We start from the raw sequence: 26,636 nt of genomic DNA on the forward strand, positions 1-26,636 counted from the left end.
GGTGCGCGGGCGCTCACTGCGCCTGCGGGTCGGCCTGCTGCAGTTCGTGCAGGGCCTGTGCGTAGGTCTGGCGCAGTGCCGCGCGCTGCGCATCGGGGATGTGGTGCGCGGCCAGGCAGCGCTCGAACACCTCGTGCACGTCCAGCGTCTGCAGGTTTTCGTCGGCCTGGCTGTGCGCCAGCAGCTGCGCGCTCAGGCGCGGCTGGGCGATGCGCAGCACGTCGATGGCCGCATCGGCGGTGGCGGCGGCCACGCGCTGGCGCAGGTCGGGCAGCAGCTCCTGGCCTTCGTAGAGCACTTCCAGCCACAGGCGCGCGCCGGGCGGTGCTTCGGCGTCGGCGGTGGTATCGGCGGCCTGCTGCGCCGGGGCTGGCCGTGGGGCTGGCAGGGGATGTTGCGCGCCCAGCGCCTGCAGTTGCTGGGCGATGGCAGGCCAGTCGCCGCGCACGCGCGCCAGCGGCTGAAAGCGCGGCACGGGCAGCAGCGTGATGGCGCTGGGCGCGGTGCTGGGCGGCGCATCACCACCGGCGCTGGCCCATTGCACCAGGCAGACGCTTTTGCTGTGCGCGGCCTCGCCAAAGCCCATGGCCAGCGGCGCGCCGCTGTAGCGGATGTGGGCCTGGCCGCCCACGGTCTGCGGCACGTGCAAATGGCCCAGCGCCACGTAGTCGAAGGCGGGCGAGAACAGGTCTGCGCCAACTTGGGCCAGGCTGCCAACGTACAGATCGCGCACGCCGTCGCCGTCCAAAGTCTGGCCGCCGCTGGCAAACAGGTGGCCCATGGCGACGATGGGCACGGGCCGGCCCAGCGCGGCGCGGCGCGCCAGCGCGGCCTGGGCCACGGCGGCGTAGTGCTCGGCCAGGCCCTGCAGCAGCTTGCGCTCCTTGTCCTGCGGGCTTTCGCCTGGCTCGGCGCTGCGCAGATCACGCTCGCGCAGATAGGGCACGGCGCAGACGATCAGCTGCGCCTGGCCCTGCGCGTCGTGCAGCGTGAGCACTTCCTGCTCGGCGCTGGCGCGGGCCTGGCCGACGACGTGCACCTGCAGCGCCTGCAGCAGCTCGCGCGGCGCGTCCAGCAGCGAGGGCGAGTCGTGGTTGCCGGCGATGACCACGGCATGGCGGCAGCGCGCGGCGGCCACGCGGTGCAAAAAGCGGTAGTACAGCGCCTGGGTGGCGTTGCTGGGCGTGCCGGTGTCGAACACGTCGCCGGCCACCAGCAGCACGTCGATGGCTTCGCGCTCGACGGTGCCGGCCAGCCAGTCCAGCCAGGCGGCAAATTCCTCGTGCCGCCGCCGCCCGAACAGGTTGCGGCCCAGGTGCCAGTCCGAGGTGTGCAGCAGCTTCATGGCCGCAGGCCGAAGGCGCTGGGGCAGGGCGGCTCAGCCCTGGGCATGGCCGGCTGCTGCACCGGCGGCGCTGGGCGCGCGCAGGCGCTCGAACTCGCGGTGCTCGTAGGCGATGTAGGCCTCCATCATGCTGCGGTAGATGGCTTCGATCAGGTCGGGCTGGCCGCCTTCGGCCAGTGCGCGTTCGCGCACGCGCGCGACGATGAAGGCGATGCGATCTTCATCGCGCACCTGCTGCCGCGTGGCCTTGATGCGCGCGGCCTGGGTCATGTAGCCGCCGCGCTCGACCAGCAGCGGCACGAGGATGTCGTCCAGCGCGTCGATGCGCGCACGCACCTGGGCCATGTCGGTGCAGTGGGCGGTGCGCTCGATGGCCGGGCGCGCGTCGGCGGCTGCGGGGCCGGGGGCCGGGCAGGGGCTGTTCATGTGTCAAATCCTTCTTCTACCAGTTCGGCCGCGCGCAGCAGGGCGCGGGCCTTGTGTTCGGTTTCGCGCCATTCCATCTCGGGCACGGAGTCGGCCACGACCCCGGCGGCGGCCTGCACATACAGGGTCTGGTTCTTGACCAGGCCGGTGCGGATGGCGATGGCCACATCCATGTCGCCAGCGTAGCTGAGGTAGCCGCAGGCGCCGCCGTACAGGCCGCGCTTGACGGGCTCGAGCTGGTCGATCAACTCCATGGCATGCACCTTGGGCGCGCCGGTGAGGGTGCCGGCCGGAAAGCAGGCCTTGAGCACGTCGATCGGCCCCAGGCCGGGGCGCAGCCGACCCTCGACATTGCTGACGATGTGCATGACGTGGCTGTAGCGCTCGACCACGAAGGCCTCGGTCACCTGCACGCTGCCGACTTCGGCAATGCGGCCGATGTCGTTGCGCGCCAGGTCGATGAGCATGACGTGTTCGGCGCGCTCCTTGGGGTCGGCCACCAGCTCTTGCTCGGCGGCCTTGTCCAGCTCTGGCGTGGCGCCGCGCGGGCGCGTGCCCGCCAGCGGACGGATGGTGATTTTCTGCCCGTCCTCGCAGCGCTCCTGGCGCACCAGGATCTCAGGGCTGGCGCCCACCACGTGCAGGCCATCGTCGGCCTGGCCCGGCGGCGTATCCGTGGCGGCGCTGCCGAAGTGGTAGTAGTACATGTAGGGGCTGGGGTTGAGCGAGCGCAGCGCGCGGTACAGCGCCAGCGGGCTTTGCGTGTAGGGCTGCTCGATGCGCTGGCCGATCTGCACTTGCATGAACTCGCCGGCGGCGATCATCTCCTTGGCGCGCGCCACGGCAGCCAAATAATCGTCCTTGGCAAAACGCCGCAGCGGCGCATGGCTGGCGCTGGGCGCCACGGGCGGTACGGTCACGCTGCGCGCCAGCAGCTCGCGCAGCTGGCGCAGGCGGCGCTTGGCGCGGCTGTAGGCCTCGGGCTGGGCTGGGTCGGCCCAGACCAGCAGATACAGCCGGCCCGAGAGGTTGTCGATCACCGCCACCTCCTCGGTGTGCAGCAGCAGGATGTCTGGCAGTTGCAGGTCATCAGGCGGGCAGCTGGCTTGCAGCTTGTGCTCGATGTGGCGCACCGTGTCATAGCCGAAATAACCGGCCAGCCCGCCGGAAAAGCGCGGCATGCCCGGGCGCAGCGCCACTTTGAAGCGCGCCTGGTAGCGGGCGATGAAATCCAGCGGGTTGCCGTGGTCGGTCTCGACCACCTGGCCATCGGTGAGCACCTCGGTGCGGGCCTGCGCGCCAAAGCCGCTGGCGCGCAACACCGTGCGCGCGGGCAGGCCAATGAAGCTGTAGCGGCCAAAGCGCTCGCCGCCGACCACCGATTCGAGCAAGAAGCTGTTGCGCCCGCCATCTTGCGCGTGGGCCAGCTTCAGATACAGCGACAGCGGCGTTTCCAGGTCGGCAAAGGCCTGCGCCATCAGCGGGATGCGGTTGTAGCCCTCGCGGGCCAGGCTTTGGAATTCCAGTTCGGTGATCACGGACGCGGGCTCCTTGTGGGCGGGCGGCGGGCGATGGGGGTATCAGGGGGCGAAGTAGTGTAGTGGCAAAGCGCGGCCCCAGGCTGGCGCAGTCCTGGCTGCGCCGTTTGGCGTGATTTGGGTAATCCCTTAAGACTAAAGTCGTCTGGCGGCCCCAGGGGGTAGGCCGCTAAATTGGTGCTTGCCCGAATGCTGCGCCGGCACTGTGTGTCTGGGATCCAGGGCGGCGCTGTTTGGCGGCATTCGGTCTGACAACGATGAGATTGGAGACTGCCATGAGTGCCTTGCACAGCCACGCTGCGGACCCGATGGTCCAACGCATCGAGAACAACCCCAACTACCAGCTGCTGCGCCGCAAGCGCAATGGCTTTGGCTGGACGCTGACGATTCTGATGTTGCTGGTCTATTACGGCTACATCGGCCTGATTGCGTTCGACAAGTCTTTCCTGGCCAAGCCCCTGGGCACGGGGGTGACGACGGTGGGCATTCCCATCGGCCTGGGGGTGATCGTGTTCACGATTGTGATCACGGGCATTTACGTGTACCGCGCCAATACAGAGTTCGATGCGCTCACCCGCAAGGTTCTGGAGGAGGCGCGCCAATGAATGCACTGGGTTTTTGCTTGACAGCTGCGCAGGCCCGCCAGGCCGCGCTGGGTGTGGTGCTGGCCGCGGCCTCTGCAGCGGCCTGGGGCGCTGGCGGCGATCTGGGCGAGCTGCAAAAGCAGTCCACCAACTGGACGGCGATCGTCATGTTTGGCGTGTTCGTTGCAGGCACGCTGTGGATCACCAAGTGGGCGGCGGCGCGCACCAAGTCGGCGGCCGATTTCTACACCGCAGGCGGCGGCATCACGGGCTTTCAAAATGGCCTGGCGATTGCGGGCGATTACATGTCGGCCGCGTCCTTTCTGGGCATTTCGGCGGCAGTGATGGCCAATGGCTATGACGGGCTGATTTACTCCATCGGCTTTTTGGTGGGCTGGCCGGTCATTACCTTTTTGATGGCCGAGAAGCTGCGCAACCTGGGCAAGTTCACCTTTGCCGATGTGGCGGGCTATCGCTTCCAGCAGGGGCCGATCCGCGCCTTTGCCGCCAGCGGCACGCTGGTGGTGGTGGCCTTCTACCTGATTGCGCAAATGGTGGGCGCGGGCCAGCTCATCAAGCTGCTGTTCGGGCTGGATTACATCTACGCCGTGATCATCGTGGGCATTTTGATGATGGTGTACGTGCTGTTTGGCGGCATGACGGCCACGACCTGGGTGCAGATCATCAAGGCCTGCCTGCTGCTGGCGGGCGCGAGCTTCATGGCCTTCATGGTGATGCAGGCTTATGGCTTCAGCTTTGAAAACCTGTTCAAGGCCTCGGTCGAGGTCAAGGGCTCGAACTCCATCATGGGGCCGGGCAATTTCATCAAGGATCCGATCTCGGCCATCAGCTTCGGTATGGCGCTGATGTTCGGCACCGCGGGTCTGCCGCACGTGCTGATGCGCTTTTTCACCGTGCCCAACGCCAAGGAGGCGCGCAAGAGCGTGTTCTGGGCCACGACCTGGATTGGCTACTTCTACATCCTGACCTTCATCATCGGCTTTGGCGCCATCGTGCTGGTCAGTGCCAACCCGCAGTTCCTCGATGCCAAAGGCGGCCTGATCGGCGGCAGCAACATGGCGGCGGTGCACTTGGCCAATGCCGTGGGCGGCAACGTGTTCCTGGGCTTTATCTCGGCCGTGGCCTTTGCCACCATCCTGGCCGTGGTGGCGGGGCTGACGCTCTCGGGCGCTTCGGCGGTCTCGCACGATTTGTATGCCACGGTGTTCAAGCACGGCAAGGCCGACAGCGCGGCAGAGCTGAAGGTCTCGCGCATCACCACCTTGGTGCTGGGCGTGGTGGCGGTGCTGCTGGGCATCGTGTTCGAGAAGCAAAACATCGCCTTCATGGTTTCGCTGGCCTTTGCGGTGGCGGCCTCGGCCAACTTCCCGGTGCTGTTTCTCTCCATCCTGTGGAAGGACATGACCACGCGCGGCGCGGTGATCGGCGGCTTCTTGGGGCTGATCTCCTCGGTGGTGTTGACGGTGCTCTCCCCCTCGGTGTGGGAGGCCGTGCTGGGCAACGCCAAAGGCTCGGCGCCCTTCCCCTATGCTTCACCTGCGTTGTTCTCGATGACGCTGGCCTTCATCGGCATCTGGCTGTTCTCCATCACGGACAAGAGCCGCAATGCCCAGGCTGAGCGCGCCGCCTTCCCGGCGCAGCAGGTGCGCTCGGAAACGGGCCTGGGGGCTGCCAAGGCTTCCTCGCACTGAGGCCGCAATGAGATGAAAAGCGCTGGGCCTTGCCAGCGCACGCAGTCCGGCGTGGGCCAGCAGCCCCGCCGGACTGTGGCATGTGATTTTTTAATGATGTCAACGATTGAGAGAGGTATTGCCATGAGTCCACAAGACCTGTACCCCGTCAACCCGGCCCTGGCCGGCCCGAACACCATCACGGCCGAGAAGTACCAGCAGATGTATGACGAATCCGTCAACGACCCTGCGGCTTTTTGGGGCAGGATGGCCAAGCGCCTGACCTGGTTCAAGGAGCCCACCGTCATCAAGGACACCAGCTTCGACCCCAACCACTTCCACACCCGCTGGTTTGCCGATGGCGAGCTCAACGTCAGTGTCAACTGCCTGGATCGCCACTTGGCCGAGCGCGGCGACAAGGTCGCCATCATCTGGGAGCCTGACAGCCCCGACACCCCGGCGCAAAAAGTCACCTACCGCCAGCTCTACGAGCGCGTGTGCAAGCTGGGCAACGCGCTGCGCAAGCTGGGCGTGCAAAAGGGCGACCGCGTCACCATCTACCTGCCCATGGTGCCCGATGCCGCCGTGGCCCTGCTGGCCTGCGCGCGCATTGGCGCCATCCATAACGTGGTGTTCGGCGGCTTCTCGCCCGGCTCCGTGGCCGACCGCGTGCGCGACAGCAGCGCCAAAGTCATCATCACCGCCGATGAGGGCCTGCGCGCCGGGCGCAAGGTGCCGCTCAAGGCCAACGTGGATGCGGCCTTGCAGCAAGAAGGCACGGATACGGTGGAGAAAGTCATCGTGCTCCAGCACACCGGCGGCGACGTGACCATGCAGGCCGGGCGCGACCTCTGGCTGCACGAGATCACCGCCAGCGAGAGCGCCGCGTGCGAGCCCGAGCGCATGAACGCCGAAGACCCGCTGTTCATCCTCTACACCTCCGGCTCCACCGGCAAGCCCAAGGGCGTGGTGCACTCCACCGGCGGCTACCTGGTGCATGCCAGCCTCAGCCACGAGGCCGTCTTCGACCTGCGCGAGGACGACATCTACTGGTGTACTGCCGATGTGGGCTGGGTCACCGGCCACAGCTACATCGTCTATGGCCCGCTGGCCAACGGCGCCACCTCGCTGATTTTCGAGGGCGTGCCCAGCTACCCGGACGGCTCGCGCTTCTGGCAAGTGGTGGACAAGCACCAGGTCACCATCTTCTACACCGCGCCCACGGCCATCCGCGCCCTGATGCGTGACGGCGACGAGCTGGTAAAGAAAACCTCGCGCCAAAGCCTGCGCCTGCTGGGCTCCGTGGGCGAGCCGATCAACCCCGAAGCCTGGCGCTGGTACCACGACGTGGTCGGCAACGGCAAGCTGCCCATCGTCGATACCTGGTGGCAGACCGAGACCGGCGGCTTCATGATCGCGCCGCTGCCCGGCGCCACCGCCCTCAAGCCCGGCTCGGCCACCAAGCCCTTCTTTGGCGTGCAGCCCGCGCTGGTCGATGCCGAAGGCCAGTTCATCGAAGGCGAGGGCGAGGGCAACCTGGTCATCCTCGACTCCTGGCCCGGCCAGGCGCGCACCGTGTTCGGCGACCACCAGCGTTTCATCGACACCTACTTCAAGGCCTACCCCGGCATGTACTTCACCGGCGACGGCTGCCGCCGCGATGCCGATGGCTACTACTGGATCACCGGCCGGGTGGACGACGTCATCAACGTCAGCGGCCACCGCATCGGCACCGCCGAGCTGGAAAGCGCCCTGGTGCTGCACGACAAGGTGGCCGAAGCCGCCGCCGTGGGCTACCCGCACGACCTCAAGGGCCAGGGCATTTACGTCTACGTCACCCTGGTGGCGGGCGTGGAGGGCACGGACGAGCTGAAAAAAGAGCTCATCGCCCACGTGCGCAAAGTCATCGGCCCCATCGCCACGCCCGACCACCTGCAATGGGCGCCCGCCCTGCCCAAGACGCGCTCGGGCAAGATCATGCGCCGCATCCTGCGCAAGATCGCCGAAAACGCGCCCGAGCAACTGGGCGACACCAGCACGCTGGCCGATCCCTCGGTGGTCGATTCCCTGGTCAGCCAGCGCCTCAATACCTGATGGGCCATCGCTGCTGCGCCAGGGCGCGGGCAAGTGACTACAATTTCACCGCTTGTGCGGCAGGCTGCCTGCCTGCCGCAGCCTTCCATTGCTGAGGAAAGGAGAGTCCACCATGCCCAGCACGATGCAAAAAGTCCGCGCCGCGACATTGGCCGCTCTGACGGTGGCCGCAGGCGCTGCTGCGGCCGAAACCATGAAGGGCCGCGTCGATGCCATTGATCCGGGTGCGCAAACCATCCAGCTCAATGGCATTACCTTTCAAACCACTCAGGCTACGCAGTACCAGGGCGTGGCGGGGCTAGGCCAGCTCAAGCCAGGCGATCGGATCACGATCGAGTTCTCGCGCGACGGGGCCCAGTACGTGGTGCAGGCCGTCTCCAAGTGAAGCACGCAGCGCGCCGGGTATGGCGTGCGCAGCAGTACCCAATCCAAAAAGGGGGTGACATGAAATCCATCTTGAACAAAACCCATCTGGCCGTGCTGGCCAGCGTCGCGCTGGCGGCCTGCGCCACCAGCTCGTTTGCGGAAACGCTCAAAGGGCGCATTGACGTGGCCAATCAGAGCAACAAGACATTGGTGGTGGCAGGCATCACCTTCCAGACCAATGCCGAGACCGATTACAGCGAAGAGCTGCAGGCCTTCGCCAATCTGAAGCAGGGCCAAAAAGTCAGCGTCGAGTTCGACCGCTCGGGCAGCAATGTCTATACCGCCAAGCGCATCACGCTGGAGGAATGAGCCCTGCTTCTTCTTCGGGCTGGGCTGAGCCGCGCGCCGTGCGGCTTGGCGCCTTGAAACCGCCATCTGGCATGTGCCTGGTGGCGGTTTTTTCATGTCCTGAGAAAGGCCTGCTCCAGGGGCTTTGGCGCGGGCGCAGTCAAACCTCTGTAGAATCTTGCGGTTTTACCGCGAGCAAGGCGGGCCTTGCCTTGGGGGCTTTTCCCTGGGCGGCGGCGAAACACCGTGCGCGGGTGGCGAAATTGGTAGACGCACCAGGTTTAGGTCCTGACGCCAGTTGATGGTGTGGGGGTTCGAGTCCCCCCCCGCGCACCACCGATGGATTGCAGCATTGGCAAGCTGCAGACATCCACGAAATCCTGTTGTGCAGGCAAGGCAATGCGATTGCGCCCGGCCGCCTGCACCTGTATCCCCTTATAGGACGATTCCCATGGCTGTGAATGTTGAAGTACTGGAGAAACTCGAGCGCAAGATCGTGCTGAACGTGCCTGTCAGCACCATCGAGCAAGAGGTGCAGGCGCGCCTCAAGCGTCTGGCGCGTTCCGTCAAGATGGACGGCTTCCGCCCCGGCAAGGTGCCGCTGTCCGTGGTGGCGCAGCGCTACGGCGGCTCCGTGCAGTACGAAGTGCTCAACGACAAGGTCAGCGAGGCCTTCAACCAGGCTGCCAACGAGGCCCAGCTGCGTGTTGCCGGCCAGCCGCGCATCACGGAAAAGGAAGGCGCAGCCGAAGGCTTCATTGACTTCGAAGCAGTGTTTGAAGTCTTCCCCGATGTGAAGATTGATGGCCTGGGCGATCTGGAGATCGAGCGCGTCAACGTGGAAGTGGATGAAGCGGCCATTGAGCGCACTTTGGACATTCTGCGCAAGCAGCGCCGCACCTTCGCCCAGCGCGGCAAGGACGATGCCGTGCAGGACGGCGATCGCGTCACCGTCGACTTCGAGGGCAAAATCGATGGCGACCCCTTCCCCGGCGGCAAGGCCGAAGGCTTTGCCTTCATGGTGGGCGAAGGCCAGATGCTCAAGGAGTTTGAGGACGCCGTGCGTGGCATGAAGGTCGGCGAGAGCAAGACCTTCCCGCTGGCCTTCCCGGCCGACTACCACGGCGCCGATGTGGCCGGCAAGACGGCCGATTTCCTCGTCACCGTACACAAGGTCGAGGCCGCCAACCTGCCCGAGGTGACCGACGAATTCGCCAAGTCTCTGGGCGTTGAGGCTGCCACCGTGGCCGCCCTGCAGGACGACATCCGCAAAAACCTGGAGCGCGAAGTCAAATTCCGCGTGCGTGCCCGCAACAAGCAGGCCGTGCTCGATGCCCTGTTGACCAAGGCCGAATTGGATCTGCCCAACGCCAGCGTGCAAAACGAAATTGCCCGTCTGGAGCAGGGCGCGCGTGAGGAGCTGCGCATGCGCGGCATCAAGGATGTTGGCCAATCGCCTATCCCCGCGGAGATTTTCCGCCCGCAGGCCGAGCGTCGCGTGCGCCTGGGTTTGGTGGTGGCCGAGCTGGTGCGTGCCCACGATCTGCAGGCCAAGCCCGAGCAGCTGCGCGCCCACATCGAGGAGCTGGCCGCCAGCTATGAAAAGCCCGAGGAAGTGGTCAAGTGGTACTACGCCGATCGCCAGCGCCTGGCCGACGTCGAGGCCGTGGTGATTGAGAACAACGTCACCGACTACGTGCTGCAACAGGCCAAGACGGTGGACAAGACCATTGGCTTTGACGAGCTGATGAACCCCAGCCAGCCCGAGCCGGCTGCCGAGCAGGGTGAGGCCGAAAAGGCCTGAGGAGCCTATTGCCATGCCGCCCCTGCCGGGCGTGCACGCCAGCGCCGCCATGGCGTTGGCGCCATTCATCCCAAGGGCTTGTGTCTTGCCGCACAGGCCCTTATCTATTGGGGCAACAGCCGTCGTGGGCCTCAGGCCTATGCTGACCATTGGCGCATGGGCCATCGTGTACCATGCCCGCTGATTGCACGGCCTGCGCCAGGTGCGCAGGCCGTGCACAAGCCTTTTTTCCAGGAGCCACCATGACCCTTTTCGAATCCAGCCGCGAACCCAGCCGCAATCTGGGGCTGATCCCCACCGTGATCGAACAATCGGGCCGGGGCGAGCGTGCCTTTGACATCTACTCGCGCCTGCTCAAGGAGCGCGTGGTCTTTCTTGTCGGCGAAGTCAACGACCAGACCGCCAACCTGGTGGTGGCGCAGCTGCTGTTTCTGGAAAGCGAGAACCCGGACAAGGACATCTCGCTGTACATCAACAGCCCCGGCGGCAGCGTCACGGCCGGCATGTCGATCTACGACACCATGCAGTTCATCAAGCCTGACGTTTCCACCATGTGCCTGGGCTTTGCCGCCAGCATGGGCGCCTTCTTGCTGGCCGCTGGCGCCAAGGGCAAGCGCTACTCGCTGCCCAACAGCAAGGTCATGATCCACCAGGTGCTCGGCGGCGCGCGCGGCCAGGCTACCGACATTGAGATCCACGCCCGCGACATCCTGCGCACCAAGGAGCAGATGAACCGCATCCTGGCCGAGCGCACCGGCCAGCCCTACGAGAAAATCCAGCGCGACACCGAGCGCGACTACTTCATGACCGCCGACGAGGCCAAGGACTACGGCCTGGTCGATAGCGTCGTCGAAAAGCGCGGCGGCTGAACAGGCTCTTGGCGCCTCTGCATGGCGCACGCCTGCCCAGGCTGCGCCGACCGCCCCTTTCCCCTCATTCAAAGGCACTGCGCGAATGGCTGACAAACACCGCGCCAATGGCGAAAAAACCCTGTACTGCTCCTTTTGTGGCAAGAACCAACACGAGGTCAAGCAGCTGATTGCCGGGCTCAATGGCTTCATCTGCGATGAATGCCTGGCCATGTGCAATGAATTGGTTCACAGCGAAGCCAGTGAAGCGGGCGCCAGTGCCGATGGCGCCGAGGCCCGCCCAGACTTGCCCACGCCCGCACAGATCAAGGCCAACCTGGATCAGTACGTCATCGGCCAGGACAAGGCCAAGCAGGCCCTGGCCGTGGCAGTCTATAACCACTACAAGCGCCTGTGGCACCGCGACCAGCAAGGCGCTGGCGCGGCCGACGATGGGGTTGAGCTCTCCAAGAGCAACATCCTGCTCATCGGCCCGACCGGCTCGGGCAAGACCCTGTTGGCGCAGACCCTGGCCAAGATGCTCAACGTGCCCTTCGTCATGGCCGATGCCACCACGCTGACCGAGGCCGGCTACGTTGGCGAAGACGTGGAAAACATCATCCAGAAGCTGCTGCAAAGCTGCGACTACAAGGTCGAGCAGGCCCAGCGCGGCATCGTCTACATCGACGAGATCGACAAGATCAGCCGCAAGGCCGACAACCCCTCGATCACGCGCGATGTCTCTGGCGAGGGGGTGCAGCAGGCCCTGCTCAAGCTCATTGAAGGCACCATGGCCAGCATTCCGCCACAAGGCGGGCGCAAGCACCCCAACCAGGACTTTCTGCAGGTTGATACCTCCAACATCCTGTTCATTTGCGGCGGCGCCTTTGCCGGGCTGGAAAAAGTCATCGAGAACCGCACCGAGGCCTCGGGCATCGGCTTTGGCGCGGCGGTGCAGTCCAAGGCCGGCCGCAGCGTCAGCGAGCTGTTTGCCGAGATCGAGCCTGAAGACCTCATCAAGTACGGCATCATCCCCGAGCTGATCGGTCGCCTGCCAGTGGTCACTGCGCTGGCCGAACTCGACGAGGCCGCGCTGGTGCAAATCCTCACCGAGCCGCGCAATGCGTTGGTCAAGCAGTACGCCAAGCTGCTGGGTATGGAAAACGTCGAGCTGGAAATCCGCCCCGAAGCCTTGCAGGCCATCGCCCGCAAGGCCATTGCGCGCAAGACCGGTGCGCGCGGCCTGCGCTCCATCCTGGAGCAGGCGCTGCTGACCACGATGTACGAACTGCCGTCGATGCGCGATGTGCAGAAAGTTGTCGTCGAGGAGGCCACCATTACCGAAGGCGCGCCGCCGCTGTTGATCTACCGCGAGGAGGCCAAGCAGGCCTGAGTCTGCCCGCGCAAGGACCGAGCTCTCTGCGCGGGCCTTGCAACTCGTGTAGAATGCACCGTTTCTGGCGCGGTAGCAAAGTGGTTATGCACCGGATTGCAAATCCGTTTACCCCGGTTCGATTCCGGGCCGCGCCTCCAGACATTTCAAGCCCTTGCTGCATGGCCTGCCGCAAGGGCTTTTTGCTGCATCCTCTGGATGTTTGATGCGGCGCGTCGCTGGGCGCTGCTACAGCGTATGCGTGCGATCCCCGGTGGCAAAGCCTTGCGGCTCCCAGAATGGGCCTTTGCCCAGCATCATCACCTTGAACAGCTCGCCCATTTCATGCTCGTGCAGCAGCTTGGCGGCCATGGCGCGTTCGGGCAGGCTGGCCGCATCCAGCAGCGCTTGGATGCCGCAGTTGATCAAAAAGCGCGCCTGTGAGGTGTAGCCCAGCACTTCCAGGCCGGCTTCCTGTGCGGCCACGGCAATGCCGGTGAAGTTGACGTGGCTGGTGATGTCCTTCTGGCCCACGTCGTGCAGGGGTTGGTCGTCCATGCGGTGCTGGAAGTGGCAGGCCAGCGTGCCGCTGCGGCGCTGCGGGTGGTAGTACTCGCGCTCGCCAAAGCCGTAATCGATCCACAGCATGGCGCCCTTGCGCAGGCGCTCGGCGCAGGTGCGCACGAAGGCTTCGGCCCAGGGGTGGATTTCGGTCAGGTACTCGCAGGCATCCCCCGGCCCCTGCGATGGCAGTGCAGCGCCTGGCCAGGCCTGGGCAGCCAGGTCGCCGGCGCTGGGCTCGCAGGGCGGGCGCAGCGCGCTGGGGCGGTCGGCCCAGGTGAAGGCGCCGGTGGGATCGAGCGCCACGCCCCGCTCGTGCCACTGGCCCTGCTTGCAGGCCAGCAGCTTCACGGGCATGGCGTCGAGCACCTCGTTGCCCAGCAGTACGCCTTCAAGGGTGGGCGGCAGCTCGTCCAGCCATTGCACCTGCGCGCCAAATGCCTCCAGGGTTTGAGCCTGGCGCGCGCGCAGCGCGCCGGAGACGTCGATGATGCAGTAGCGTCGCAGCGGCGCGCCCATGGCCTGCAGCGTGCCCAGCACCTCGCGCGCCAGGCTGCCGTGGCCTGCGCCGAACTCGTACACCGTGTCGGTGCCGCTCACGCGCAGCGCCTGCGCCAACTGCACGGCCACGCAGCGGCCGAACAGCGGCGAGAGCTCCGGCGCGGTGACGAAATCGCTGCCTTCGCCAGCCCCAGCGGATGTGGCGGTGGCAGGCATGGCCCCGATCTTGCGCCGCGCATTGCTGTAATAGCCCAGGCCAGGCTCGTACAAGGCCATTTGCATGAAGGCATCAAAGCCCAGCCAGCCCTGCTGGGCTGCGATGGCCTGGCGCAGTTTGGCCGACAAGGGGCCGGTTACACTCGGCGCGTTTGCGTGTGTTTCATCGTCCATGCCGCGATTGTCGCAGCCCTTCATGCCCCCCAACCCCAGCCCTGCCACCGCTTTGCCCGCCGGCCACGCCAGGCCCACCGTGCTGGTCACCGGGGCCGGTTTGCGCCTGGGGGCGGCCATCGCCGTGCATCTGGCGCAGCAGGGCTGGAATGTGGCCGTGCACTACCGCCACTCCAGCGCCGCCGCGCAGGCCACGGTGCAGGCTTGCCGCGCCGCCGGTGCCGACAGCCATGCGCTGGCCGCCGACTTCGACGACGAGGTGCAAACCCGCGCGCTGCTGCCTGCAGCGTTGGCGCGCTTTGGCCGCGTCGATGCCATCGTCAACAGTGCCTCGCGCTTCGAATTTGACGATGCCAGCGACTTCAGCTACGCCAGCCTGGAGCGGCATCTGCGCAGCAACACGGCCGCGCCCATTGTGCTGGCGCAGGCCCTGCAGGCCCACCTGCAGGCGCGCGCTGCTGCTGCCACTGGCGATGAGGCGGCCACAGCCAGGCCGCAGGGCGTGGTCGTGAACCTGCTGGACCAGAAGCTCTGGAACCAGAACCCGGACTTTCTCAGCTACACCCTCTCCAAGGCGGCGCTGGAAGCGGCCGGCACCATGTTGGCGTTGGCGCTGGCTCCTTGGGTGCGTGTCGTCGGCGTCGCGCCGGGGCTGACGCTGACCAGCGAATTCCTCGACGCCGAGAGCTTTGCGCGCCTGCATCAGCTCAGCCCGCTGGGGCGCTCGTCCACCCCCGAGGATGTGGCCGCCGCCGTGCACTTCGCGCTGAGCAATGCCTCGCTGACCGGCACTACGCTGCTGGTCGATGGCGGCCAGCACCTGATGCGCTTCGAGCGCGATTTCTCCATGATGGCCGCGCCCGGCACGCCGCCAAAGCCGCGTTGACCGCACTGGCGCGCAGCGCATCGCTCACTGCGTGGCCGCCTCCAGCGCGCGCTGCTGCTGCTCCATGGCCGCATCCAGAGTCTGTTGATATTGCTGCCGGACTTGTTCGCCGTAGGCCTCTGGCGTTGTGGCCCTGGTGATGGGCGGCTTTGTCCCTTCTGGTAAGGCCACGCCTCCGCCCGATTGGGGCAGGGCAGGGCGTGCGGTCTGCAGCTGCTGTTTGACCACCAGGCCCGTGATGAGCAGGGCCAACAACAGCCCGGCAAATCCCAACCAACGCATCCTTGTTCTCTCCCTATTGCGTCTGTGCGCATGCGTGTGCCACTGCAGTGTGGCGCTTGCGCCATTGTGCCGTCTGGGCTGAATGCGCGGGACGTGCCATGGGTCGTCTCGGCACATAGCCCTATCATCGCTGCCATGCCCGCCAGCCCGCCACCACAGCAAACAGCCCTGTTCGACGCCCTGCCCTTGCCCGCAGAGCCTGCCGCCCAAGATGCCCAGCAAGCCCGCCAGGCCAGTGACCAGGCAGGCCCTTTGGCCGAGGACGCGCACACGCACACGCAGCGCAAGGCCGTGCCAGCCCGGGGTACGCCGCTGCGGCGCAGCCGTACAGCAGCGGTGCGCGCCGCGCCTGCCGATGCCCGCATACAGGCACTGGCTGCAGCCTTGCCGCCCCGCTTGCGCATGGGCACCTCTTCCTGGCACTTTCCCGGTTGGGCCGGGCTGGTGTGGGAAGGCGACTACGCTGAAAGCCAGCTCTCACGGCAGGGGCTGATCGCCTATGCTGCCCACCCACTGCTGCGCAGCGTCAGCCTGGATCGGGCCTTCTACCGCCCATTGAGCGCCCAGCAATACGCGCACTATGCGGCGCAGGTGCCCCATGACTTTCGCTTCGTCGTCAAGGCCCCGAGCTTGGTTTGCGATGCGCTGGTGCGCGCTGAAGACGGCCGCGGCCGCGCGCCCAACCCGCTGTTTCTCAGCCCGGAGCTGGCGCTGCGCGAATTCATCCAGCCCGCATTGCAAGGCCTGGGCCACAAAGTGGGCGCGTTGGTCTTCCAGATCAGCCCCTTGCCCCGCGCACAATTGGCTGAGCTGCCCGCATTGATCGAACGCATTGGCGCCTTGCTGGCGGCCATGCCGCCGCTGGCGCCCGCGGCGCCCGATGGCGTCCTCGCGCTCGAAGTGCGTGACGCCGCCTTTCTGGCCCCCGGCCATGCGCCGCAATTGGCCCAGGCCTTGCGCGCGGCGCGCCAAGCGAGAGGCAACCCCATCACCTACTGCCTGGGCCTGCACGCCAAAATGCCACCCATTGAAGAGCAGTTGCCGCTGTTGCGCGCCCTGTGGCCAGGCCCATTGGTGTGCCGCTGGAACCTGCACCGCCGCCACGGCGCCTACGGCTACGAAAGCGCCAAGGCCGAATACGCACCATTCAACCGCCTGCAAGACCCCGACCCCGAAACCCGCGCGCACCTGGCCCGCGTCATCAACGGCACCTGCGGCGCAGGCCAGAACGCTTACGTGACCATCAACAACAAGGCCGAGGGCTCGGCCCCGCTGTCGGCGCTGGAGCTGGCGGCGCAGCTCGGGCGCCTTTAAATGAATTGAGCCGTTTGGCGTGCCATGCGTTTCTTGGCCAATCGCGCAAAGGCTGTGCGCAGGCGCTCAAGTTTCGCGGCGGTGTTTTTGCAGGGTCTGGCGCATGTCTGCCAGGCTGATGTGGGTTTGGGCGGCCACGGGCATCGCGGGGGCGGCCTTGATGGCGTGGCCGTAGACGATTTCAAATGTCAGCCCGATGCGGCCTTGCGCGTCGGCCAGGCTTTGCAGGGCCTTGTGCCATTGCGCCAGCCATTGGCGTCCGCGCAGTGCGGCAAAGCGTTGTGGGTGCAGGTTGCGGCCCAGTTCGCGCAGCTCTTGCAGCAGGCGCTCGGTGCTGGTGTATTGCAGCTCGATGCATTCCATGTCCATGACGGGCTCGGCAAAGCCGTTGGCCACCAGCATGTCGCCCAGGTCGTGCATGTCGGTGAATTGCTGCGCAGGCGGCGGCCAACCCAGTTGCTGGTACAGGCTGCGCAGTTGCCGCAGGGTGTCGGGCCCAAGGCAGGAGAACAGCACCATGCCATCGGGCTTGAGCCATTGCGCCCAGCGGCGCAGTACGGCGGGGGGCTGGGCCTGTTGGTGCAGGGCCATGTTGGCCCAGAGCATGTCCAGGCTTTGCGGCGCGGGCTCTTGCAGGTGCACGGCGGCGCGGCCGGCCCAGCGGGCCCAGCGCGGTGTGCGCCAGCGTTGGGCTGCCACGCGTTGCTGCTCGGGCTGTTGCTGCACGATCCAGCAGCTGCTTTTGGGGTAGCGCTGCACGATCAGGTCGTGGGTTTGCATGCCGCCGCGCACGGGTTCCCAGTCACACCAGGTCTGTGGTGCGCGAGCCATCCAGGCCAGGCGCTCTTGCATGCGCCTGCCGATTTCTTCGTGCAGCCAGGGGCTGGCTGCCGGCGCGTGGGCTTGCCAGCGCGCCAGTGCGGTGGGGTCCAGGGTGGGGGGCGTGTCGGTGGGCGGCATGTGTTCGGTGGGCGGTGCAGCCAGCGCGCGAGTATAGGTGGTGCGGGCTGCCATGGCATGATGGCGTGCGCATGGCAGGCCGTGCCTGGGCTTGCCAGCGCGGGTGGCCCAGGCAGGGTTGCCAATGTTCAGGAGCCTGCCATGCCTTTGCATTTGTTGCGTTTTGACTTGCTGGCCCGTTGTCTGCCGGCGCAGTGCCCGCTGTGCCGGCGCTGGCCGGTGTGGCATGGGCCGGCGGGCCTGTGCGCCGATTGCCTGGCGCGCCATGGGCGGCAGATGCCGCGTTGTGCACGATGTGCCTTGGCATTGGCGGCCCCTGCGGCTGCCGTGCTGGCTCAGGGGGAGGGGGGTGAGATGAGGGGGGAGGAGGCGCAGAGCAGGGCGCTGCCTTGGTCTGCCCTGGTTTGCGGCGCTTGTATGGTGCGGCCCGGCCCGTTGCAGCATTGCGTGGCGGCGGTGGACTACGCCTACCCTTGGCAGCAGCTCATTGCCCAGTTCAAGTACTACGCTGCGCCGGCCTGGGCGCATGGCTTTGCGCAGCTGCTGCTGCGGCAGCCGGGCAGTGCGGCCTTGCTGCACGGAGCCGATGCCATCGTGGCCGTGCCGCTGGCTGCGGCGCGCTTGCGCCAGCGCGGCTACAACCAGGCCTGGGAGCTGGCGCGCGCACTGGCTGCGCAAACGGGGCAGGCGCACAAGCTGCGTCGGGATGTGGTGCTGCGCCACGGCATGCAGGCGCAGCAGGCTGGCATGGGGCGGCAGGCGCGCTGGCGCAATCTGCGCCGGGCCTTTGCAGTGCAGCAGCCCGGCCCGTGCTTGCAAGGGCAGCACGTGCTGCTGGTCGATGACGTGATGACCACGGGCGCTACGTTGTGGGCGCTGGCCCGGGTGCTACAGCGTGATGCGGGTGTGGCGGCGGTCTCCGCCATGGTGTTTGCCCGCACGCCATTGCCGGCCGGGCAGGGCGCGTGAGCAGGTGCTGCGCTCGCCTGGGCGGCGGGCAGAGTGCCGGATTTATTGGCCGCCGGGCTTGGCGCGCAGTTCCGACTCCGGCATCTCGATCTTGACTTCCAGCACTTCCAGGTTGTCTTGCCGGTCGAGGTTGACCTTGATGTCGTTGGGGTGGATCTGGATGTATTTGGAAATCACCTGCACCAGGTCTTTTTGCAGGTCGTTGAGGAAGTCCGGCTTGCTGGTGGTGCGGTCGCTGCGCTCGTGCGCGAGGATGATTTGCAGGCGCTCCTTGGCCACGGAGGCGGTTTTTTTCTTCCCGCCAAAGAGCATGTCGATCAAGGCCATGGCTTACCTCCCGCCGAAGATGCGCTTGAGAAAACCGCCTTTCTGGGCATCGACAAAGCGCAGCGGCCGCTGCTCACCGAGGAAGCGGGCAATCACGTCCTGATAAGCCTCGGCCACGTCCGAGCCTTTCATGTGCACGGCAGGCAGGCCCTGGTTGGAGGCTTGCAGCACGGTCTCGGATTCGGGGATGACGCCGATGAGCGGGATGCGCAGGATTTCCTGGATGTCGGTCAGCGACAGCATCTGACCGCCCTCCACGCGACCCGGGTTGTAGCGCGTGATGAGCAGATGCTCCTTGACGGGCTCCTTGCCATCAATGGCGCGTTTGGTCTTGGACGAGAGCATGCCCAGGATGCGGTCGGAGTCGCGCACCGAGGAGACTTCCGGGTTGGTCACGACCAGGGCCTCATCGGCAAACTTCATCGCCAGCAGCGCGCCGCTCTCGATGCCGGCGGGCGAGTCGCAAATGATGTACTCGAAGCCCATGCCGGCCAGGTCGTTGAGCACCTTTTCCACGCCTTCCTCGGTCAGTGCGTCCTTGTCGCGCGTTTGCGAGGCGGCCAGGATGTAGAGGTTTTCCAGCTGCTTGTCCTTGATCAGCGCTTGATTCAGGTTGGCCTCGCCCTGGATGACGTTGATCAGGTCGTAGACCACGCGGCGCTCGGCGCCCATGATCAGGTCCAGATTGCGCAGCCCCACGTCGAAATCGATCACTGCCGTTTTGTGCCCGCGCATGGCCAGGCCCGATGAGAAGCTGGCACTGGTGGTGGTTTTACCGACCCCGCCTTTTCCGGAAGTGACGACGATGATTTTGGCCATGGAATGCATCCTGTGAAAGTTACGGTTCTGGTCGCACCCGGCCCGGTGGCTGCGGGGCGGAGCGGGTCAAAGTGTGCGTATTCTGCCTTGGTGTGCGTGGCGCTTGGCGCCTGTCATGAGCTGGCGGTGTTTCAGAGTGTCATTGCTCAGCCTTTGCCCAGCGGCTCGATGAGCAGGCGCTCGCCATCGAGGCGCACCTGCGCCGGGCGGCCGGCGACTTCTGGCGGCAAGTCGTTTTCCGCCGTGCGGTAAATGCCGGCCACCGAGACCAGCTGCGCCTCCAGGCACAGGGTCAGGATGCGGGCATTGGGGTTGCCGCGCGCACCGGCGATGGCGCGGCCGCGCAGCGGCGCATACACGTGCACATGGCCGTCGGCGATCACCTCGGCGCCGAAGTTCACGGCCGTCATGACGATCAGATCCGCGCCTCGGGCATAGACCTGCTGGCCCGAGCGCAAGGGCTTGTCGATCAGCACCGTCTCGCTGGCGGGCGCCTCGCGCACCACCTCCACCTCACGCACTACTTCGCGGATTTCCACCGAAGGCGGCGCGGGCTCGGGGGCGGCGCGCTGCGGCGGGGCGTCGGGCGCTACGGACAGGCCAGCGGCGCGCGCAAACTCGATCTGCACCGCGTTGCCGCCGCGCACCGCCACGGGCGTGGTCTTGAGGCTGCGCAATGTGCCCATCAGCCCGCGGAAGTCGATGGCGCCAGGGTCGTCGCGCACGGCGCTCAGGTCGATGATGACGGCGTCGTTGTCGAAGAAATCCGGCTCGTCGGCAAAGCGCTCGGCCAGCGCCTTGCGGATGGCGTAGGTGTCCGTGGACTTGAGCAGCAACGCCACCACGGGCAGCGTGGCGCTCTTGAGTTCAAAAGGCACCTTGGCGCCGGCAGGCGCTGGGGCGGGGTTTTGGCTGGGCATCGGTGTCCATCCAGAAAGAGAAGGGGCTGAGCGCCTGCTCACAATCCCTGCACAGCGGGCAATCCAGCGGATTCGGGCGGTCTACGGCGCCCGTAAAAACTTGCTGCCCAACCCGACCTGGGGCGAGCGCTGTGTGCGGCAATTTTGAAGACAGGCTCTGACAAAGCCTGCGAGTTTAACTGCTTAACTGCCAGGCCCGACAGGGCGGCAGCCGCGCCCGGCGGCCTGCCTGGCAGGCGCTTTGCGGGCGCCGCCCAGGCACTGGGCGCGGCTTTTATAATCAGCGGTTTTTTCTGCAGACAGGCCATGGGCTGACCATGGGCCTTTTTCTGGATTTTTCATCGCGCTGTTGTATGCCGATCTACGCCTACCTGTGCGGCCAATGCGGCTTTCGCAAAGATGTGTTGCAAAAGCTCTCTGATGCGCCGCTGACGCTGTGCCCGCATTGCGGCGCCCAGGCCTTTGTCAAGCAGCTGTCTGCGCCGAGCTTTCAGCTCAAGGGCACGGGCTGGTACGCCACGGATTTCAAAAACAGCGGCAAGCCGCCCAGCCCAGCGCCCAGCAGCGGCGATGCCGCGCCCGCAGCCGCCTCGACCGGTGCCAGCAGCGGTGGCGGCAGCCCGGCCGCGCCAGCCGCACCGGCTGCCGCCTGAGTGGCGCTGTCTGTGGCGCTTTCTTTTTCTTGCACCAGAACAACCCCGGCTGAAACCAGCCAGAAACGGACATTTTTTATGGCAATGCGCACCGAATACTGCGGCCTGGTCACCGAAGCCCTGACTGGCCAGACTGTGACCCTGTGCGGCTGGGTCAACCGCCGCCGCGACCATGGCGGCGTGATCTTCATCGACCTGCGCGACCGCGAAGGCTATGTGCAGGTGGTGTGCGATCCCGATCGCCCCGAGATGTTCGCCGCCGCCGAAACGGTGCGCAATGAGTTCTGCCTGCAAATCACCGGCCTGGTGCGCGCGCGCCCCGAAGGCACGAGCAACGACAACCTCAAAAGCGGCAAGATCGAAGTGCTGTGCCATGAGCTCAAGGTGCTCAACCCCTCGGTCACGCCGCCGTTCCAGATGGACGACGACAGTCTGTCCGAAACCACGCGCCTGACGCACCGCGTGATGGACCTGCGCCGCCCCTACATGCAGAAGAACCTGATGCTGCGCTACCGCGTCAGCATGGCGGTGCGCCAGTTCCTGGATGCGCACGGCTTCATCGACATCGAAACGCCCATGCTGGGCAAGAGCACGCCCGAAGGCGCGCGCGACTACCTCGTGCCCAGCCGCGTGCACGACGGCCAGTTCTACGCCCTGCCGCAATCGCCCCAGCTCTACAAGCAAATGCTGATGGTGGCCGGCTACGACCGCTACTACCAGATTACCAAGTGCTTCCGCGACGAGGACTTGCGCGCCGACCGCCAGCCCGAGTTCACGCAGATCGATATTGAAACGTCCTTCCTCACCGAGCAGGACATCCGCGCGCTGTTCCAGCGCATGATTTGCGAGGTGTTCGCCAAGACCATGGACGTGGATCTGGGCGAGTTCCCCGTCATGACCTTTGCCGAGGCCATGCGCCTGTACGGCTCGGACAAGCCCGATCTGCGCGTCAAGCTGGCCTTTACCGACCTCAAGGACGTGATGGCCGATGTGGAGTTCAAAGTCTTCTCCGGTCCGGCCACCATGCCCGGCGGGCGCGTCGTGGCGCTGCGCGTGCCCGGCGGCGGCGCCATGCCGCGCAGCGAGATCGACGCCTACACCGAGTTCGTCAAGATCTACGGCGCCAAGGGCCTGGCCTGGATCAAGGTCAACGACATCGCCAAGGGCCGCGACGGCCTGCAATCGCCCATCGTCAAGAACCTGCACGACAAGGCCATTGCCGAGCTGCTGGCGCGCACCGGCGCGCAGGATGGCGACCTGATCTTCTTCGGCGCGGACAAGGAAAAAATCGTCAACGACGCCATGGGCGCGCTGCGCGTGAAGATTGGCCACAGCGAATTCGGCAAGGCCAATGGCCTGTTTGAAGACCGCTGGGCGCCGCTGTGGGTGGTGGACTTCCCCATGTTCGAGTACGACGAGGAAGACAAGCGCTGGGTGGCCATGCACCACCCCTTCACCAGCCCCAAGGACGGCCACGAGGAATTGCTCGCCACCGACCCCGGCCAGTGCGTGGCCAAGGCCTACGACATGGTGCTCAACGGCTGGGAGCTGGGCGGCGGCTCGGTGCGTATCCACCGCGCCGACGTGCAAAGCAAGGTGTTCAGCGCCCTTAACATCGGTGAGGAAGAAGCGCGCGCCAAGTTCGGCTACCTGCTCGATGCGCTGCAATACGGCGCGCCGCCGCACGGCGGCCTGGCCTTTGGCCTGGATCGCCTCATCACCCTTATGACGCGCGCCGAATCCATCCGCGATGTGATCGCCTTCCCCAAGACCCAGCGCGCCCAGGACTTGCTCACCCAGGCCCCCTCCGCGGTGGACGAAAAGCAATTGCGCGAGCTGCACATTCGCCTGCGCAACCCGCAGCCGCAGTGATGCGGCCCGCGCCCGCAGCCACGGCCCAACGCTGAACCGCACCGCCTGTTTGCCATGCATTGCGAGCCAGACAGCAAACCGCCACGCCTGATTGGCCTGAGCGGCGGCATTGGCAGTGGCAAAAGCACGGTGGCGGCTTTGTGGCAGGAGCTGTTTTGCGTGCCCGTGGCCGATGCCGACGGTATTTCGCGCCAGCTGACGCAGCCCGGCGGCGCGGCTGTGGCCGCCATCGCGCAGCACTTCGGTACTGAATACGTCAGCGCAGACGGCGCTATGGACAGGGCCAGGATGCGCCAGCGCGTGTTTGCCGATGCGCAGGCCAAAAAGGCGCTGGAAGCCATTTTGCATCCCTTGATTTTTCAGGCCTTGCAGGATTTGGTGCAGCAAGCGCAGGCGCGCCGGCAGACGGCCATCGTGCTGGACATCCCCTTGTTGGTGGAATCCGCGCACTGGCGCCCGCGGCTGGACGCAGTGGTCATCGTCGATTGCAGCGCCGAGCTGCAACTGCAGCGCGTCATGCAGCGCTCGCAACTGCCGGCGCAAGAGGTGCAGCGCATTCTTGGCCAGCAGGCGCCGCGCCGCGCCAAGCTGGCCGCGGCCGATCTGGTGATTGCCAATGGCGACATCACCCTGGCGCAACTGCGCGCGCAGGCCCAGCGCGCTGGAGCCTTGCTGCAGCTTGAGCAGCGCCGGTAGCGCGCGCTTTTCTCTTCAAAAATCAGGAACACATGCAGGCCACATCACAGGCACTGGTAGCGGGCGGCGGCATTGCGGGCCTGAGTGCGGCCATCGTGCTGGCCGAACAAGGCTTTGCCACTACATTGATCGAGCAAACCCCCCAGTTCGTTGAAGTGGGCGCGGGCCTGCAAATCGGCCCGAATGCCTGGCGCTGCCTGCGCGCTTGGGGGTTGGAGCGGGATGTATTGGCCGTCTCCAGCTTGCCCCATGCCATGGTTGCCAAAAACCTGCATACAGGCGCCGTTCTGGGCACGCTGCCGCTGGGTTTGAGCTCGGAGCAGCGCTATGGCGCCCCCTATGCCACTGTGCTGCGGGCCGATTTGCTCAATTGCCTGGCGCAGCGCGCCAGGCAGACCGAGCGCCTGACGCTGCGCATGGCCGGCCAGGTACAGGCCATTGACAGCCACTGCGCTGGGCAGGCTGTTTCCCTGCGCATGGCGGGCGCCGATGGTGTGACGCAGCAGCTTCAAGGTGAGCTGCTGTTGATCGCCGATGGCGCTGGCGGCCGATTGCGCCAGCAAACAAATGTGGAGGCAGCACAAGAGCCGCTGTCTCGTTCAGGCTACACCGCCTATCGCGGCATCATCCGGCAATCTGCGCTGCCGCATTGCCTGAGAAGCCAGCAGGTCAGCGCCTGGCTGGGCAAGTACCTGCATGCGGTGACTTATCCCTTGCGGGGCAACGACTGGCTCAATGTGGTCTTGATTGCCAACGACATGGCGCTGGCGCACAGCACGAGGCGCGGCAGTGCAGATATCCAGGCGGTGCTGGGCAGCATTGAGCGGCATGGCCCGTTGGCCAAAGATCTGAAAGATACGATTCTGGCGATCGAGGCCCACGGCATGAACACGCTGGGCTATCGCTGGACGGAATGGCCGCTGCGCATCCGCCGGCCCGTGCCGTCACCCCGGGCCCTGGCATCGGGCCGCATGGCCTTGCTGGGCGATGCGGCCCATCCCATGGTGCCGTTCCTGGCCCAGGGCGCAGCCATGGCGATCGAAGATGCCCAGCAGTTGGGGCAATGCCTGCAAGGGCTGCAGGCTGACGCGCCTGCCAGTGCCATTCCGACGGCGCTGGCTCAATGGGCCCGGCTGCGAGCCGGGCGCGTGGCCAAGGTGCAGAAACAGGCGTTGCGCAATGGCCGGATCTTCCATGCGCAAGGCTTGGTGCGCCATGGGCGCGATGCTGCCCTCAGGCTGATGGGCGCTTATCTGATGGACAAGCCCTGGCTGTTCGCCGGCGGGCCCGTGCCCAAATCAGAGAAGGCTTGAGCAGGCCGCTCAGCTCAGCACCACGCTGGAGAGACGGCGGCGGTAGCTGGCCACGGTGGGGTCCTCGGGCGGGATCTGCCCTTCGGCTACGACCGGCTTGGGCGGCTCGATCAAATCCAGGATGGCCACATAGGTCTTGCGAGCCAGACCATCGTTCCATTGGCGATCGCGCATCAGGATTTCCAGCAGCTCATCCATGGCGGCCGTCCATTGGTTGTGCGCCAACAGGATTTGTGCGCGCTGGTGGCGGGCCTCGAAGTTGCGCTTGTCAGCGGCAATGGTCGCGTCCAGTTCCTTGAGTCGGGCATTGGCGTCGCCTGCGCGGTGCGCGGCGTCGAGGGCGTCCATCCAGGTCTTGAGCGCGCCATAGCGCTGTGAAGTCCCGGCCTGCGCAATGACGGGCGCAAAGGCCACCTTGGCTTCGTCTTCCAGGCCCATTTCCAGCAGCAGCTTGACGTAATCGAAGCGTGCGGCCTCGTCCTCGGGCTTGTCCTGCACGGCCTGCTGCAGCTTGTCCAGGCGGGTTTGCAGATCTTCCTCCACGGCCGGCTCGGCCGCCAGCGCCGCGCCCTCGTCCTCGATGGCCGGAGCGCCTTCGGGCAGATGCTTGTCCAGGAAGGCGCGCACCTGCGCCTCGGGCAGAGCGCCCATGAAGCCATCGACCGGCTGGCCTTGCACCATCAACACGCAGGTGGGAATGCTGCGCACACCGAACATGCCGGCGAGCTGCTGCTCTTGATCGGAGTCGATCTTGGCCAGCTTGAAGCGGCCCTGGTAGGCCGTCTCCAGTTTCTCCAGCACTGGCCCCAGCGAGCGACAAGGACCGCACCAAGGGGCCCAGAAGTCCACCAGCACGGGCGTGTGCATGGAGGCCTCGATGACCTCGGCCTCAAAGTTTTCGATCGTGACGTCCATCATGCAAACCTCGTTCGATTCAGAATCAGCGCGCGAGTGTAAGGGATGCCCCTAGAGCGTGTTATGCACTTTTCGCCCATTCCCGCCAATAGGGCCTGTGCTCAAAAATCCTCGCGCTGTGTTCATCCCCAGATAGGGGCGGCCCGCTGAGTTACAACACGTGGCAATCGCATGGGCGATTGGTTACGTTTTGCGCTTTGCGCTTTGCAGCCCGTCCCGACCTGGGGATAAGCGCGATTCGCGGTGAGTTTGAGGACACGCTCTAGAATCGCGCGTTTTGTTTCATGGACACGACGGCATGACGCAGGCGCACATCCAGGTGGGCGTGGTCATGGGCTCCAGCAGCGACTGGGAGACCATGCAGCACGCAGTTTCGATTCTTCAGGAGTTCTCCATCGCGCACGAGGCGCGGGTGGTTTCGGCGCATCGCATGCCCGATGACATGTTCGCCTACGCCGAGGCGGCCGAGCAGCGCGGCCTGCAGGCCATCATCGCAGGCGCGGGCGGCGCGGCGCACCTGCCCGGGATGTTGGCGGCCAAAACCATCGTGCCCGTGCTGGGCGTGCCCGTGGCCAGCCGCCATCTGCAGGGGGTGGATTCGCTGCACAGCATTGTGCAAATGCCCAAGGGCGTGCCGGTGGCCACCTTTGCCATTGGCGCTGCGGGCGCGGCCAATGCGGCGCTGTTTGCCGTGGCCATGCTGGCGCGGCACAATCGGTCGCTGGCCCAGCAGCTGCAGCAGTGGCGCGCGGCCCAGACCGAGCTGGCGCGCGGCATGGCATTGCCGCCTGCCACTGCCTGATATCCCTTGAGGCGGCAGCGCTGGTTCAAGTCAATCCCCC

The 26,636-nt window shown here is 65.9% G+C and carries 26 protein-coding genes and 2 tRNA genes; 18 read left to right on the forward strand and 10 right to left on the reverse strand.

The annotated features are described in order from the left end of the window. Positions 1-13: 13 nt before the first annotated feature. The 3 genes from CLI93_RS06670 to CLI93_RS06680 are packed head-to-tail and all read right to left on the reverse strand — an operon-like array spanning position 14 to position 3,309. The gene (locus CLI93_RS06670) at positions 14-1,345 is read right to left on the reverse strand and encodes an exonuclease SbcCD subunit D C-terminal domain-containing protein (RefSeq protein ID WP_095542951.1); all 1,332 of its coding nucleotides are present in this window, start codon (positions 1,343-1,345) and stop codon (positions 14-16) included. A 33-nt stretch (positions 1,346-1,378) separates the two neighbouring features. Further along, positions 1,379-1,771 (reverse strand): chorismate mutase, encoded by a 393-nt coding sequence (locus CLI93_RS06675; protein WP_095542950.1) that lies wholly within the window; start codon positions 1,769-1,771, stop codon positions 1,379-1,381. Beyond that, on the reverse strand, positions 1,768-3,309 hold the full coding sequence (locus CLI93_RS06680) for an anthranilate synthase component I family protein (RefSeq protein WP_095542949.1): 1,542 nt from the start codon (positions 3,307-3,309) through the stop codon (positions 1,768-1,770). Before CLI93_RS06680 ends, CLI93_RS06675 begins: the two co-directional genes overlap by 4 nt. Before the next feature lie 275 nt (positions 3,310-3,584). On the opposite strand from CLI93_RS06680, the gene CLI93_RS06685 reads away from it, so the two are divergent. The 10 genes from CLI93_RS06685 (at position 3,585) to CLI93_RS06730 (ending at position 12,577) form a co-directional block, all read left to right on the forward strand. Then, entirely contained in the window at positions 3,585-3,914 is a 330-nt protein-coding gene (locus tag CLI93_RS06685) for a DUF485 domain-containing protein (RefSeq protein ID WP_095542948.1), read from the forward strand. Then, on the forward strand, positions 3,911-5,605 hold the full coding sequence (locus CLI93_RS06690; RefSeq protein WP_095995998.1) for a cation acetate symporter: 1,695 nt from the start codon (positions 3,911-3,913) through the stop codon (positions 5,603-5,605). The genes CLI93_RS06685 and CLI93_RS06690 overlap by 4 nt, the downstream gene beginning before the upstream one ends. A 96-nt stretch (positions 5,606-5,701) precedes the next feature. Then, positions 5,702-7,678 (forward strand): acetate--CoA ligase, encoded by a 1,977-nt coding sequence (gene acs, locus CLI93_RS06695; RefSeq protein ID WP_420823115.1) that lies wholly within the window; start codon positions 5,702-5,704, stop codon positions 7,676-7,678. A gap of 112 nt (positions 7,679-7,790) precedes the next feature. Continuing rightward, positions 7,791-8,063 carry a DUF5666 domain-containing protein gene (locus CLI93_RS06700; protein ID WP_095542945.1) on the forward strand — a complete coding sequence of 91 codons (273 nt, stop codon included), beginning with the start codon at positions 7,791-7,793 and terminating at the stop codon, positions 8,061-8,063. A 59-nt stretch (positions 8,064-8,122) separates the two neighbouring features. After that, a complete protein-coding gene (locus CLI93_RS06705; protein ID WP_095539843.1) occupies positions 8,123-8,413 on the forward strand; it encodes a DUF5666 domain-containing protein in 291 nt (96 codons plus the stop codon). A 227-nt stretch (positions 8,414-8,640) separates the two neighbouring features. Beyond that, a tRNA-Leu gene (locus tag CLI93_RS06710) sits at positions 8,641-8,728 on the forward strand. A gap of 115 nt (positions 8,729-8,843) precedes the next feature. Then, on the forward strand, positions 8,844-10,196 hold the full coding sequence (gene tig, locus CLI93_RS06715) for a trigger factor (protein WP_095542944.1): 1,353 nt from the start codon (positions 8,844-8,846) through the stop codon (positions 10,194-10,196). A 242-nt stretch (positions 10,197-10,438) separates the two neighbouring features. Beyond that, complete coding sequence (gene clpP, locus CLI93_RS06720) at positions 10,439-11,065, forward strand: ATP-dependent Clp endopeptidase proteolytic subunit ClpP (RefSeq protein WP_095542943.1); 627 nt, start codon at positions 10,439-10,441, stop codon at positions 11,063-11,065. An 85-nt stretch (positions 11,066-11,150) separates the two neighbouring features. After that, positions 11,151-12,437, forward strand: coding sequence for an ATP-dependent Clp protease ATP-binding subunit ClpX (gene clpX / locus CLI93_RS06725; protein ID WP_095542942.1), 1,287 nt, complete (start codon positions 11,151-11,153; stop codon positions 12,435-12,437). A gap of 66 nt (positions 12,438-12,503) precedes the next feature. Next, positions 12,504-12,577, forward strand: a tRNA-Cys gene (locus tag CLI93_RS06730). An 88-nt stretch (positions 12,578-12,665) separates the two neighbouring features. Here CLI93_RS06730 and CLI93_RS06735 read toward each other — a convergent pair. Then, positions 12,666-13,868, reverse strand: coding sequence for a class I SAM-dependent methyltransferase (locus CLI93_RS06735; protein ID WP_095542941.1), 1,203 nt, complete (start codon positions 13,866-13,868; stop codon positions 12,666-12,668). Between the two features lie 22 nt (positions 13,869-13,890). On the opposite strand from CLI93_RS06735, the gene CLI93_RS06740 reads away from it, so the two are divergent. Then, entirely contained in the window at positions 13,891-14,754 is an 864-nt protein-coding gene (locus CLI93_RS06740) for an SDR family oxidoreductase (RefSeq protein ID WP_095542962.1), read from the forward strand. Positions 14,755-14,778: 24 nt separating this feature from the next. Here CLI93_RS06740 and CLI93_RS06745 read toward each other — a convergent pair whose 3' ends face one another. Beyond that, positions 14,779-15,036 carry a hypothetical protein gene (locus tag CLI93_RS06745; RefSeq protein ID WP_124856064.1) on the reverse strand — a complete coding sequence of 86 codons (258 nt, stop codon included), beginning with the start codon at positions 15,034-15,036 and terminating at the stop codon, positions 14,779-14,781. A gap of 135 nt (positions 15,037-15,171) precedes the next feature. Between CLI93_RS06745 and CLI93_RS06750 the strand changes: the two genes are divergently transcribed. After that, positions 15,172-16,350: a DUF72 domain-containing protein gene (locus CLI93_RS06750; RefSeq protein WP_095542939.1), complete on the forward strand. Its 1,179-nt coding sequence runs from the start codon at positions 15,172-15,174 to the stop codon at positions 16,348-16,350. A 66-nt stretch (positions 16,351-16,416) separates the two neighbouring features. Here CLI93_RS06750 and CLI93_RS06755 read toward each other — a convergent pair whose 3' ends face one another. Beyond that, positions 16,417-17,310 (reverse strand): methyltransferase domain-containing protein, encoded by an 894-nt coding sequence (locus tag CLI93_RS06755; protein WP_095542961.1) that lies wholly within the window; start codon positions 17,308-17,310, stop codon positions 16,417-16,419. Positions 17,311-17,727: 417 nt separating this feature from the next. Between CLI93_RS06755 and CLI93_RS06760 the strand changes: the two genes are divergently transcribed. Continuing rightward, on the forward strand, positions 17,728-18,279 hold the full coding sequence (locus tag CLI93_RS06760) for a ComF family protein (RefSeq protein WP_238945877.1): 552 nt from the start codon (positions 17,728-17,730) through the stop codon (positions 18,277-18,279). Positions 18,280-18,321: 42 nt separating this feature from the next. Here the strand turns inward: CLI93_RS06760 and minE are convergent, their stop codons facing one another. The 3 genes from minE to minC all read right to left on the reverse strand — a co-directional run bounded on the left by minE (position 18,322) and on the right by minC (position 20,345). Next, positions 18,322-18,606 carry a cell division topological specificity factor MinE gene (gene minE / locus CLI93_RS06765; RefSeq protein WP_095539828.1) on the reverse strand — a complete coding sequence of 95 codons (285 nt, stop codon included), beginning with the start codon at positions 18,604-18,606 and terminating at the stop codon, positions 18,322-18,324. A 3-nt stretch (positions 18,607-18,609) separates the two neighbouring features. Continuing rightward, on the reverse strand, positions 18,610-19,425 hold the full coding sequence (gene minD, locus CLI93_RS06770; RefSeq protein ID WP_095542960.1) for a septum site-determining protein MinD: 816 nt from the start codon (positions 19,423-19,425) through the stop codon (positions 18,610-18,612). A 146-nt stretch (positions 19,426-19,571) separates the two neighbouring features. Next, a complete protein-coding gene (minC, locus tag CLI93_RS06775) occupies positions 19,572-20,345 on the reverse strand; it encodes a septum site-determining protein MinC (RefSeq protein ID WP_095539827.1) in 774 nt (257 codons plus the stop codon). Positions 20,346-20,698: 353 nt separating this feature from the next. Between minC and CLI93_RS06780 the strand changes: the two genes are divergently transcribed. The 4 genes from CLI93_RS06780 to CLI93_RS06795 all read left to right on the forward strand — a co-directional run bounded on the left by CLI93_RS06780 (position 20,699) and on the right by CLI93_RS06795 (position 24,879). Continuing rightward, positions 20,699-20,998 carry an FmdB family zinc ribbon protein gene (locus CLI93_RS06780; protein WP_095542937.1) on the forward strand — a complete coding sequence of 100 codons (300 nt, stop codon included), beginning with the start codon at positions 20,699-20,701 and terminating at the stop codon, positions 20,996-20,998. A gap of 78 nt (positions 20,999-21,076) precedes the next feature. After that, complete coding sequence (gene aspS / locus CLI93_RS06785; RefSeq protein ID WP_095542936.1) at positions 21,077-22,870, forward strand: aspartate--tRNA ligase; 1,794 nt, start codon at positions 21,077-21,079, stop codon at positions 22,868-22,870. A gap of 54 nt (positions 22,871-22,924) precedes the next feature. Beyond that, positions 22,925-23,566 carry a dephospho-CoA kinase gene (gene coaE, locus CLI93_RS06790; RefSeq protein WP_095542935.1) on the forward strand — a complete coding sequence of 214 codons (642 nt, stop codon included), beginning with the start codon at positions 22,925-22,927 and terminating at the stop codon, positions 23,564-23,566. Between the two features lie 32 nt (positions 23,567-23,598). Beyond that, positions 23,599-24,879, forward strand: coding sequence for an FAD-dependent monooxygenase (locus CLI93_RS06795; RefSeq protein WP_095542934.1), 1,281 nt, complete (start codon positions 23,599-23,601; stop codon positions 24,877-24,879). A gap of 9 nt (positions 24,880-24,888) precedes the next feature. On the opposite strand, the gene trxA is transcribed toward CLI93_RS06795, so the two are convergent. Continuing rightward, the gene (gene trxA / locus CLI93_RS06800; RefSeq protein ID WP_095542933.1) at positions 24,889-25,797 is read right to left on the reverse strand and encodes a thioredoxin; all 909 of its coding nucleotides are present in this window, start codon (positions 25,795-25,797) and stop codon (positions 24,889-24,891) included. A 295-nt stretch (positions 25,798-26,092) separates the two neighbouring features. Here trxA and purE point away from each other — a divergent pair, with 295 nt between their 5' ends. Then, a complete protein-coding gene (gene purE / locus CLI93_RS06805; protein WP_095542932.1) occupies positions 26,093-26,596 on the forward strand; it encodes a 5-(carboxyamino)imidazole ribonucleotide mutase in 504 nt (167 codons plus the stop codon). The last annotated feature ends 40 nt before the right edge of the window (positions 26,597-26,636 follow it).

The organism is Vandammella animalimorsus (genome assembly GCF_002288875.1).
GTDB lineage: Bacteria > Pseudomonadota > Gammaproteobacteria > Burkholderiales > Burkholderiaceae_C > Lampropedia > Lampropedia animalimorsus.

Excerpts from the sequence above, each read along its gene's own strand:
- minC (WP_095539827.1), bottom strand. The coding sequence starts at position 20,345 with ATGCCCAGCCAAAACCCCGCCCCAGCGCCTGCCGGCGCCAAGGTGCCT.
- CLI93_RS06670 (WP_095542951.1), bottom strand. The coding sequence starts at position 1,345 with ATGAAGCTGCTGCACACCTCGGACTGGCACCTGGGCCGCAACCTGTTC.
- tig (WP_095542944.1), top strand. The coding sequence starts at position 8,844 with ATGGCTGTGAATGTTGAAGTACTGGAGAAACTCGAGCGCAAGATCGTG.
- CLI93_RS06700 (WP_095542945.1), top strand. The coding sequence starts at position 7,791 with ATGCCCAGCACGATGCAAAAAGTCCGCGCCGCGACATTGGCCGCTCTG.
- coaE (WP_095542935.1), top strand. The coding sequence starts at position 22,925 with ATGCATTGCGAGCCAGACAGCAAACCGCCACGCCTGATTGGCCTGAGC.
- CLI93_RS06705 (WP_095539843.1), top strand. The coding sequence starts at position 8,123 with ATGAAATCCATCTTGAACAAAACCCATCTGGCCGTGCTGGCCAGCGTC.
- CLI93_RS06750 (WP_095542939.1), top strand. The coding sequence starts at position 15,172 with ATGCCCGCCAGCCCGCCACCACAGCAAACAGCCCTGTTCGACGCCCTG.
- minD (WP_095542960.1), bottom strand. The coding sequence starts at position 19,425 with ATGGCCAAAATCATCGTCGTCACTTCCGGAAAAGGCGGGGTCGGTAAA.
- purE (WP_095542932.1), top strand. The coding sequence starts at position 26,093 with ATGACGCAGGCGCACATCCAGGTGGGCGTGGTCATGGGCTCCAGCAGC.
- CLI93_RS06675 (WP_095542950.1), bottom strand. The coding sequence starts at position 1,771 with ATGAACAGCCCCTGCCCGGCCCCCGGCCCCGCAGCCGCCGACGCGCGC.
- CLI93_RS06740 (WP_095542962.1), top strand. The coding sequence starts at position 13,891 with ATGCCCCCCAACCCCAGCCCTGCCACCGCTTTGCCCGCCGGCCACGCC.
- acs (WP_420823115.1), top strand. The coding sequence starts at position 5,702 with ATGTCAACGATTGAGAGAGGTATTGCCATGAGTCCACAAGACCTGTAC.
- CLI93_RS06780 (WP_095542937.1), top strand. The coding sequence starts at position 20,699 with ATGCCGATCTACGCCTACCTGTGCGGCCAATGCGGCTTTCGCAAAGAT.
- CLI93_RS06690 (WP_095995998.1), top strand. The coding sequence starts at position 3,911 with ATGAATGCACTGGGTTTTTGCTTGACAGCTGCGCAGGCCCGCCAGGCC.
- clpX (WP_095542942.1), top strand. The coding sequence starts at position 11,151 with ATGGCTGACAAACACCGCGCCAATGGCGAAAAAACCCTGTACTGCTCC.
- CLI93_RS06745 (WP_124856064.1), bottom strand. The coding sequence starts at position 15,036 with ATGCGTTGGTTGGGATTTGCCGGGCTGTTGTTGGCCCTGCTCATCACG.
- CLI93_RS06760 (WP_238945877.1), top strand. The coding sequence starts at position 17,728 with ATGGTGCGGCCCGGCCCGTTGCAGCATTGCGTGGCGGCGGTGGACTAC.
- clpP (WP_095542943.1), top strand. The coding sequence starts at position 10,439 with ATGACCCTTTTCGAATCCAGCCGCGAACCCAGCCGCAATCTGGGGCTG.
- trxA (WP_095542933.1), bottom strand. The coding sequence starts at position 25,797 with ATGATGGACGTCACGATCGAAAACTTTGAGGCCGAGGTCATCGAGGCC.
- CLI93_RS06795 (WP_095542934.1), top strand. The coding sequence starts at position 23,599 with ATGCAGGCCACATCACAGGCACTGGTAGCGGGCGGCGGCATTGCGGGC.
- aspS (WP_095542936.1), top strand. The coding sequence starts at position 21,077 with ATGGCAATGCGCACCGAATACTGCGGCCTGGTCACCGAAGCCCTGACT.
- CLI93_RS06755 (WP_095542961.1), bottom strand. The coding sequence starts at position 17,310 with ATGCCGCCCACCGACACGCCCCCCACCCTGGACCCCACCGCACTGGCG.
- CLI93_RS06685 (WP_095542948.1), top strand. The coding sequence starts at position 3,585 with ATGAGTGCCTTGCACAGCCACGCTGCGGACCCGATGGTCCAACGCATC.
- minE (WP_095539828.1), bottom strand. The coding sequence starts at position 18,606 with ATGGCCTTGATCGACATGCTCTTTGGCGGGAAGAAAAAAACCGCCTCC.
- CLI93_RS06735 (WP_095542941.1), bottom strand. The coding sequence starts at position 13,868 with ATGGACGATGAAACACACGCAAACGCGCCGAGTGTAACCGGCCCCTTG.